Consider the following 10,000-nt stretch of genomic DNA (forward strand, 5'->3'; position numbering starts at 1 on the left):
ATGCTTAATAGCAAGTACACATTTGATACATTTGTTATCGGGCAAGGAAATCGTTTTGCACATGCTGCTTCATTAGCAGTTGCTGAGGCTCCCGCAAAAGCATACAATCCCCTTTTTATATATGGAGGCGTAGGATTAGGTAAAACTCACTTAATGCATGCTATTGGTCATTATGTATTAGAGCACAATCCAGCTGCGAAGGTTGTTTATTTATCATCTGAAAAGTTTACGAATGAATTTATTAATTCAATAAGAGATAACAAAACAGTCGATTTTCGCAACAAATATAGAAGCGTAGATGTATTACTAATTGATGATATTCAATTTTTAGCAGGGAAAGAACAAACGCAAGAGGAGTTTTTCCATACATTCAATACTCTCCATGAGGAAAGTAAGCAAATTGTAATTTCTAGTGATCGACCTCCAAAAGAGATACCAACTTTAGAGGATAGACTTCGCTCACGTTTTGAATGGGGCTTAATAACAGACATAACACCACCGGATTTAGAAACAAGAATAGCCATCCTTAGAAAAAAGGCAAAAGCTGACGGATTAGATATTCCAAACGAAGTCATGCTCTACATTGCTAATCAGATTGATTCGAATATTCGAGAGTTAGAAGGCGCGCTTATACGTGTAGTGGCGTATTCTTCTTTAATAAATAAAGATATAAACGCTGATTTAGCCTCAGATGCTTTAAAGGATATTATCCCTAGTTCTAAACCGCGAGTTATAACAATTCAAGATATCCAAAAAGTTGTTAGTCAGCACTTTAACGTAAAAGTAGAGGAACTTAAGGCTAAGAAAAGAACAAGAACAATTGTAGAACCTCGTCAAGTAGCTATGTATTTGTCGCGTGAACTCACCGATGCCTCTTTACCTAAGATTGGTGAAGAATTTGGTGGCCGTGATCATACGACTGTCATACATGCTCATGAAAAAATATCAAAAAAGCTAGAAAGCGATCCGAATTTCCAAAGAACATTTAAAGAAATACAATCTCAATTAAAAAACTGATAGTTTCGTTAGTCTTGAAGTAATTGTGAGGTTTGTGAATAACCCGAGAAGATTGTTAACACCTTATCCACATGTGGAAAACATAGGTGGAGATAGGATAAACCCAGTTATCCACAAATCCACAAGTATTACTATTATTATTACTAGTTTTTAATATTAAACTAATACTATAGCTAGCAGACTATGAGTTGATTCGAAGGGATGGTTATGTATGAAATTCATCATTCAAAAGGATTATTTAGTTCGTAGTGTCAATGATGTTTTAAAGGCTATTTCAGGAAAGACTACGATACCAATATTGTCAGGTATTAAAATTACCCTTACAAAAGAGGGAGTTACATTAACGGGAAGTGATTCCGACATATCAATAGAATCATTTATACCAAAAGAAGAAGCTGGCGATGAGATTGTTGAGATTTTCGAAGTAGGAAGTATTGTCTTACAAGCTAGATTCTTTGCTGATATAGTTAAAAAGCTTCCAAAAGATGAAGTAGAAATTGAAACAACATCAAATCTAGTTACTTTTATTCGATCTGGAAAGGCTGAGTTTAACTTAAATGGCTTAGATGCCGAAGAATATCCACAGCTTCCGCAAATCACAGATGAAAGAATTATTCGTATTCCTACAGATTTATTAAAACAAATTGTTCGTCAAACAGTATTTGCGATTTCAACATCAGAAACTCGCCCTATTTTAACTGGGGTAAATTGGTCTATCGATAACAGTCTTTTAACTTGCATCGCAACCGACAGTCATCGTTTAGCACTTAGAAAAGCACCAGTAGAAACAACAAATGAGGAATCATATAATATTGTTATCCCTGGACGTAGCTTGAATGAACTTAGCAAAATACTGGATGATTCTGCTGATAATGTTGAAATTGTTATTACAGAAAATCAAGTTTTATTCAAAACAAAGCATTTATTATTCTTCTCACGTTTGTTGGATGGCAACTATCCTGACACTACAAGATTAATACCGACTGAGAAAAAGACGGAAATACTTGTACAAGCAAAAGAATTTTTACATGCCATTGATCGTGCTTCTTTATTAGCAAGAGAAGGAAAAAACAATGTTGTTAAATTAACTACACTTGAGGACAATGCTGTTGAAATTTCTTCTAATTCACCTGAAATTGGTAAAGTAACAGAAGAACTTTCTTGTCAAGTTACTACAGATGAAGACTTAACTATCTCATTTAGTGCAAAATACATGATGGATGCCTTAAAAGCACTAGAAGGGTCTGATATCAGTATTACATTTACTGGTGCTATGCGACCTTTCTTATTGCGTTCTGTTACAGATGAACGTATTTTACAACTAATATTACCTGTTCGAACGTATTAATTTTTATCAAACTGGGGTGTAGAATCAAAATAGATTCATACACCCTCTTTTAATGCACAAAATATTACAAGGCATATGCACGTAATAATGCAACTAATACTGTTCTTACCAACAATTATGTTTTTGACTTTCTTGTTCAAAGCTATATTTTTTAGTAAAATAGTAAGATAGGGTTATTTTTGTAGCTATTCACTAACCAGCACAATTACACATAAACACCTACTAGACTGGAGAGAACATAAACATGGAACAACAACACATTTCGATATCAACAGACATAATAACTTTAGGACAGTTTTTAAAGCTAGCCGAAGTCATTCAAACAGGCGGTATGGTGAAATGGTTTTTGTCTGAATATGAAGTGTTTGTTAATGGTGAACTTGATGACAGGCGCGGACGAAAGCTAAAAAAAGGTGACATTGTAGCGATCCCCAATATAGGGACGTTTATTGTTAGTTAAAAGTTGGTGATGCAATTTTGTATATAACAGATTTACAGCTTGTGCATTATCGTAATTATGAAAAGCTGGATATCACATTTGAGAATAAAGTGAATGTTATATTAGGCGAGAATGCACAAGGAAAAACAAATGTCATGGAATCTATTTACGTTTTAGCAATGGCAAAGTCCCATCGTACGTCTTCTGATAAAGAAATCATTAGCTGGGATGAAGAATATGCTAAAATAGTAGGTAGAGTGCAAAAACGACAAACTTCGCTACCACTTGAAATTATTTTATCTAAAAAAGGTAAAAAAGTGCGAAGTAATCATATTGAACAATCAAAACTAAGTCAATATATCGGTCAAATGAATGTGGTCATGTTTGCGCCCGAGGATTTAAATTTGGTTAAAGGCAGTCCACAAGTTCGTCGACGTTTTATTGATATGGAGATTGGTCAAGTTTCAGCTGTGTATTTGCATGCATTAAGTCAGTATCAAAAAATATTACAGCAGCGCAACTCATTATTAAAGCAAATGCAAATTAATAAACGTAAAGATTTTGCATTGTTAGACGTTATAACTGAGCAGTTTATTGAGATGGCTGTGAAGATTGTAAAGAAGCGCTATGAATTCCTTGTTCTCCTGCAAGAATGGGCACAGCCGATACACAAAGGAATTAGTAGAGGGCTTGAAACTTTGGAAATTCAATATAAACCTTCTGTTGATGTATCAGACAAAGCAGATTTGTCGAAAATGGTAACTGAGTATACAGAAAAGTATGAAAGCATTAAAACTAGAGAAATTGATAGAGGAGTTTCTCTATTTGGACCTAACCGAGATGATTTAGCTTTTTATGTGAATGGGAAGGATGTGCAAACGTTTGGTTCACAAGGACAACAGCGTACCACTGCACTATCCTTGAAACTAGCTGAAATCGAGCTTATTCATGCTGAAATTGGGGAATATCCCATTCTTTTACTTGATGATGTGCTAAGTGAATTGGATGATTTCAGACAATCACATTTATTAGATACCATTCAAGGTAAAGTCCAAACTTTCGTTACGACTACGAGTGTAGAAGGGATTCACCATGATACACTCAAGGATGCTTCAACTTTTCAGGTTACAGCAGGTACAATCAAAAAAATACAATGACAAAAGCCACATAGGTTCGGATGGCAATGAGGTGAAAACGTTGATTGTCCATATTGGAGGAGAAGAATTAATTCGCGCGACAGACATTGTCGTAATTTTAGATTGTGCGATGCTTGAATCAGAAATTATGTCTGAATTTATAAAAAAACAAGCAAAATCAATAATTACAATTGCTGACCATGATGTTAAATCAATAGTTGTAACTAATAAAAAGATATACATGTCTCCTTTGTCTTCCGCAACTTTAAGAAAAAGAACTCAAACATATTCCATTCTTGATAGCATTGAAGAATATTGATTACTCATTTTTTGATTTTTCATAGATGTTTTATTGTTTAGATCTATTTATAGTTCACAATACATATTAGTATTGTTCTAATAGTAGAGCTTCTAATAATTGAATACGACATTTATTTTTACAAAAAAAAAGAAAGCAATACGTCGTAGAAATTACGTAATATAAAGGCTTATGTCGTTATATTAGACGTTTGCGCTTTTCTAATCTAAAGCGAAGGTGAATGTAATTGGCTATGGAACAAAAAGAATTAAATACGAACACATATGATGAAAATCAAATACAGGTGCTAGAAGGGTTAGAGGCTGTCCGGAAGCGCCCTGGTATGTACATTGGATCTACAAGTTCAAAAGGTCTCCATCATCTCGTTTGGGAAATTGTCGATAATAGTATTGACGAAGCGTTAGCGGGTTTCTGTGATGAAATTACTGTTACTATTGAACCGGATGATAGCATAACAGTAACAGATAATGGTCGTGGTATTCCTATTGGGATTCATGAAAAAATGGGAAGGCCAGCGGTAGAAGTTATTATGACTGTCCTGCATGCAGGAGGGAAATTTGGTGGTGGTGGTTACAAGGTTTCAGGTGGACTTCATGGTGTAGGAGCTTCTGTAGTTAATGCTCTTTCAACAGAGTTAGAGGTTTTTGTACACCGGGACGGAAAAATACATTATCAAATGTTTAATAAAGGTGTACCAGCTGAAGACTTAAAAGTAATCGGAGAAACTGATCATACAGGTACTATTATTCATTTTACACCAGACCCTGAAATTTTCACTGAAACTAGAGAGTATGATTATGATACATTAGCAAATCGCTTAAGAGAATTGGCATTTTTGAATAAGGCGATAAAGATTTCTATTGAGGATAAGCGTGAAGGAAAAGCGCGCCAATCTGATTATTATTATGAAGGCGGTATCCTTTCATATGTAGAACACTTGAATCGTACAAAAGAGGTTATACATGAGGATATCATTTATATTGAAGGTGAAAAAGACGAAATAACAGTGGAAGTAGCTTTACAATATAACGATAGCTATACAAGTAATATTTACTCTTTTGCGAACAATATTCACACGTATGAAGGCGGAACACATGAATCAGGTTTTAAAACGGCATTAACCCGAGTTATTAATGATTATGCTCGCAAAAATAATATTTTTAAAGATAGTGATGAGAACTTAACTGGAGAAGATGTACGTGAAGGCTTAACTGCCATCATTTCGATTAAGCATCCTAATCCGCAGTTTGAAGGACAAACAAAGACAAAGCTTGGTAATAGTGAAGCGAGAACGATTACTGATTCTGTTTTTACACAGCAGCTTGACAAGTTTTTACTTGAGAATCCATCTGCAGCTAGAAAAATAGTTGAAAAAGGCGTTATGGCTTCACGCGCACGTATGGCAGCTAAAAAAGCACGTGAATTAACGAGACGAAAAAGTGCTTTAGAGATCTCAAATCTCCCTGGTAAGTTAGCAGACTGTTCATCAAAAGATCCGGCTATCAGTGAAATATACATCGTTGAGGGAGACTCAGCGGGGGGATCAGCAAAACAAGGACGTGACCGTCATTTCCAAGCGATCCTACCATTACGAGGGAAAATTATTAACGTTGAAAAAGCCCGTTTAGATAAAATTTTATCAAATAACGAAGTGCGCGCGATGATTACAGCATTAGGTACAGGAATTGGTGATGACTTTGATATTTCCAAAGCACGTTATCACAAAGTTGTTATTATGACTGATGCCGATGTTGACGGTGCACATATACGTACGCTTTTATTAACATTCTTTTATCGATATATGAGACAAATTATCGAGCATGGTTATGTTTATATTGCTCAACCGCCTTTATATAAGGTGCAGCAAGGTAAACGGATTGAGTATGCTTATAATGAGCGCCAGCTTGAAGAGATTTTTAAACAGCTTGGTGATACTCCTAAGCCTGGTATACAACGATACAAAGGTCTAGGAGAAATGAATGCTGAGCAACTTTGGGACACAACAATGGACCCTGAAACACGAACTTTATTACAGGTTAATTTACGTGATGCGATAGAAGCCGATGAAACATTTGAGATATTAATGGGTGATAAAGTAGAGCCTCGTCGAAATTTCATTGAGGAAAATGCAAAGTACGTAAAGAACTTAGATATTTAGCAAAATACTTTACTCCTCTCACCCTTGGAGAGGTATGTTATTCTTAAATTTTATACACTTCTTATATGTTAATAAGCAGGGAGTGTGTTGCCCTGCTTTGCTTTCTTTTTCTATATGTAATAGGTATCCGGAATCTTTTATAAAATTACAAAAGACTCCTCAATAAGTAAGGAGGTTTACAGTATATATGTCTAATGTTCAAGATATTAATATAAGTCAAGAAATGAGAGCTTCTTTCTTGGATTACGCCATGAGTGTTATTGTCTCTCGTGCGTTACCAGATGTACGTGATGGATTAAAGCCTGTGCACCGTCGAATTTTATATGCTATGAACGATCTTGGTATGACGTCTGACAAGCCATATAAAAAGAGTGCTCGTATAGTAGGTGATGTTATAGGTAAATATCACCCACATGGTGATTCGGCCGTTTATGAAACGATGGTGCGTATGGCACAGAATTTCAACTATCGTTATATGTTGGTAGATGGACACGGAAACTTCGGGTCTGTTGATGGTGATTCTGCAGCTGCTATGCGTTATACAGAGGCAAGAATGTCGAAAATCTCTATGGAGCTTCTACGAGATATTAATAAGAATACTATTGATTATCAAGACAACTATGACGGATCTGAACGTGAACCAGTAGTATTACCTTCTCGTTTCCCTAACTTACTTGTCAATGGCGCAGCGGGTATTGCAGTTGGAATGGCAACAAACATTCCGCCACATCAGCTCGGAGAGGTAATCGATGGAGTGTTAGCACTTAGTCATGATCCTGATATGACTATCGCTGAGTTAATGGATATTATTCCAGGTCCGGATTTCCCAACTGCTGGATTTATAATGGGCCGTAGTGGTATTCGTAAGGCATATGAAACAGGAAAAGGTTCTATTACCCTTAGAGCTAGAGTAGAAATAGAGGAAAAGTCAAATGGCAAACCAGTAATTATAGTTAATGAATTGCCATATCAAGTCAATAAAGCTAAGCTTATAGAAAAAATTGCAGATTTAGTACGAGACAAAAAGATTGAAGGTATTACAGATTTACGTGACGAGTCTGATCGTAATGGTATGCGTGTTGTTATTGAATTAAGAAAAGATGCTAATGCAAATGTAATACTTAATAATTTATATAAGCAAACTTCGTTGCAGACAAGCTTTGGTATTAATATGTTGGCACTTGTTGATGGGCAGCCAAGGGTATTAAATCTAAAGCAAATGCTAAAATATTATTTAGATCATCAAGTTGTAGTAATTCGCAGACGTACACAATATGAGTTGGAAAAAGCAGAGGCTCGTGCTCATATTTTGGAGGGATTACGAATTGCACTTGATCATATTGATGAGATAATTGCATTAATTCGTGGTTCTAAGACAACAGAAATTGCCCGAAACGGACTAATGGAGCACTTTAGTTTGTCTGAAAAACAAGCACAAGCAATTTTAGACATGCGTTTACAACGCTTAACAGGGTTAGAACGCGAAAAGATTGAAGAAGAATATCAAGGATTAATTGTTTTAATTGCTGAGTTAAAAGCAATTTTAGCGGATGAAGAAAAAGTGTTAGACATAATTCGCGAAGAAATGACGGAGATAAAAGACCGCTTTAACGATGCACGTCGTACAGAAATCGCCGCAGGTGGAATAGACATTGAAGATGAAGACTTAATTCCAGAAGAACAGGTAGTTATAACACTTACTCACAATGGTTATATTAAACGTCTTCCAGTTTCAACGTACAAGAGCCAAAAACGTGGTGGTCGTGGAATTCAAGGGATGGGTACAAATGACGATGATTTTGTTGAACATCTTTTAACAACCTCGACGCATGATACGATTCTTTACTTTACTAATTTGGGGAAAGTATATAGAACGAAAGGGTATCAAATTCCTGAATTAGGTAGAACTGCAAAAGGTATCCCAATTATTAACCTTTTAGGAGTCGAGAAAGGAGAATGGGTCAATGCTATCATCCCAGTAAAAGACTTTGAGGATGATCATTACTTATTCTTCACTACGAAGAATGGTATATCTAAACGAACACCTTTGTCTCAGTTCGCCAATATCAGAACTAATGGATTAATTGCTCTTACTTTACGAGAGAATGATGAGCTAATATCTGTAAAATTAACGGATGGTAAAAAGCACATGATTATCGGGACGAAAAAAGGCATGTTAATTCGTTTTCCAGAAGATGATGTTCGTTCAATGGGACGAAACGCTGCCGGAGTAAAAGGGATTAACCTTAGAGAAGACGATGAAGTTGTTGGAATGGAAATACTTGAAGAATCTAGTGAGGTTCTAATAGTAACACGTAATGGTTATGGAAAACGAACTGTTTCAGAGGAATATCGCATACAAAGTCGTGGTGGAGTCGGTATTAAAACGTGTAATATCACTGACAAAAATGGTGATCTTGTAAGCGTTAAGGCTGTTACAGGTGAGGAAGACTTAATGATTATTACCGCGAGTGGTGTCCTAATTCGTATGGCGGTAGGAGACATCTCTCAAACCGGTCGAAGCACTCAAGGTGTTAAATTAATACGCGTTTCTGGTGAAGATGATTATGTTGCTACTGTAGCAAAGGTTGAAAAAGAGGAAGACATGGAAGTTACTGCGCCTGTTGAAACACAGGAGGATGCTACAACTGACGAAACAGTACCTGGAGAGGACGAATAAAGGTAAAATAATAAATGGCGAGCCACAAAAAAATGTGGACGCCATTTATTTACATAATGGACAAAAATCGTAATTTTGCTACTATTATCATATAGTATTTTAGTCTATCGGAGGGTCGGTCATGAGAGTAAGTGTTAAGTATTTACAGCCAGGATGTATAGTGAGTCGAGATGTTATGAGCTTATCGAATCGACCGATTATCCCTAATAAAACAGTTCTCACGAATGAGTTAATAAATATTCTAAAAGCTTTTTTAGTTCAAGATATATATGTAGAGTCTACATTGAATACTGGTGAAGTATTTCGTCCTATAGAATCAATGGAAGAAGATAATTCAGGTGAGCCTCGAAAAGAATTAACTAACTTTTCTACTCAATATTTACAAGCTGTTCAAGCATATAAGCATTTATTTATTTCTTGGCAAGCAGGTACTCCTATTGATATTGCCAAAGTGAGAAGCACCATTATTCCTTTATTAGACTCAGTGTTTGAGGCACCATCAGAATTAGCATTACTGCATCACTTCTCTACAAAAGAGGATTATATATATCACCACGCCATCTCTGTTGCTTTGTTAGCTTCATATATTGGTATTAAATTAAATTACTCTAAAGGTGATGTTATTCAACTTGCTCTAGCGGGATTATTAAGTGATGCGGGAATGGCTAAGTTAGATAATCGTATACTAAAGAAGACTACTAGTTTAACAATAGATGAATTCAAGGAGGTTAAGCAACATCCTGTTTTTAGCTATCGCTTAGTACAGAACATTCCGCTATTAAAGGATATAACTAAGCTAGCAATTTTACAGCATCATGAAAGAAATGATGGAAGTGGCTATCCATTTGGATATACAAAGGACAAGCTTCATCAGTATAGTCAGATCATTGCTATTGCAGATGT

At 35.8% G+C, this 10,000-nt stretch carries 8 protein-coding genes (1 of these 8 cut by a window edge); all 8 read left to right on the forward strand.

The window, feature by feature from the left end; all coding sequences use genetic code 11:
* Positions 1-1,017 (forward strand): chromosomal replication initiator protein DnaA (dnaA, locus tag EJF36_RS00005; protein ID WP_125904439.1); only part of this gene is annotated, 1,017 nt, incomplete at its 5' end.
* 211 nt (positions 1,018-1,228) lie between these two features.
* Positions 1,229-2,365 (forward strand): DNA polymerase III subunit beta, encoded by a 1,137-nt coding sequence (dnaN, locus tag EJF36_RS00010; RefSeq protein ID WP_125904440.1) that lies wholly within the window; start codon positions 1,229-1,231, stop codon positions 2,363-2,365.
* Positions 2,366-2,609: 244 nt separating this feature from the next.
* Positions 2,610-2,825, forward strand: coding sequence for a S4 domain-containing protein YaaA (gene yaaA / locus EJF36_RS00015; protein WP_125904441.1), 216 nt, complete (start codon positions 2,610-2,612; stop codon positions 2,823-2,825).
* Between the two features lie 17 nt (positions 2,826-2,842).
* The gene (gene recF, locus EJF36_RS00020; protein WP_125904442.1) at positions 2,843-3,961 is read left to right on the forward strand and encodes a DNA replication/repair protein RecF; all 1,119 of its coding nucleotides are present in this window, start codon (positions 2,843-2,845) and stop codon (positions 3,959-3,961) included.
* A gap of 40 nt (positions 3,962-4,001) precedes the next feature.
* Positions 4,002-4,259, forward strand: a complete 258-nt coding sequence (gene remB, locus EJF36_RS00025; RefSeq protein ID WP_185806773.1) for an extracellular matrix regulator RemB — start codon at positions 4,002-4,004, stop codon at positions 4,257-4,259.
* A 232-nt stretch (positions 4,260-4,491) separates the two neighbouring features.
* Complete coding sequence (gene gyrB, locus EJF36_RS00030; RefSeq protein WP_125908207.1) at positions 4,492-6,417, forward strand: DNA topoisomerase (ATP-hydrolyzing) subunit B; 1,926 nt, start codon at positions 4,492-4,494, stop codon at positions 6,415-6,417.
* A 187-nt stretch (positions 6,418-6,604) separates the two neighbouring features.
* On the forward strand, positions 6,605-9,097 hold the full coding sequence (gene gyrA, locus EJF36_RS00035; RefSeq protein WP_125904444.1) for a DNA gyrase subunit A: 2,493 nt from the start codon (positions 6,605-6,607) through the stop codon (positions 9,095-9,097).
* Between the two features lie 121 nt (positions 9,098-9,218).
* On the forward strand, positions 9,219-10,000 hold the 5' portion of the coding sequence (locus EJF36_RS00040) for an HD-GYP domain-containing protein (RefSeq protein ID WP_125904445.1). It continues 295 nt past the right edge of the window; 782 of the gene's 1,077 nt are visible here — the first part of the coding sequence; it begins with the start codon at positions 9,219-9,221; its stop codon lies beyond the right edge, outside the window.

It is taken from the genome of Bacillus sp. HMF5848, assembly GCF_003944835.1.
In the GTDB taxonomy this organism is placed as follows: Bacteria; Bacillota; Bacilli; order Bacillales; family HMF5848; genus HMF5848.

Bases quoted from the DNA above. Each gene is read 5' to 3' on its own strand.
- gyrB (WP_125908207.1), top strand. From the start codon at position 4,492: ATGGAACAAAAAGAATTAAATACGAACACATATGATGAAAATCAAATA.
- yaaA (WP_125904441.1), top strand. From the start codon at position 2,610: ATGGAACAACAACACATTTCGATATCAACAGACATAATAACTTTAGGA.
- gyrA (WP_125904444.1), top strand. From the start codon at position 6,605: ATGTCTAATGTTCAAGATATTAATATAAGTCAAGAAATGAGAGCTTCT.
- dnaN (WP_125904440.1), top strand. From the start codon at position 1,229: ATGAAATTCATCATTCAAAAGGATTATTTAGTTCGTAGTGTCAATGAT.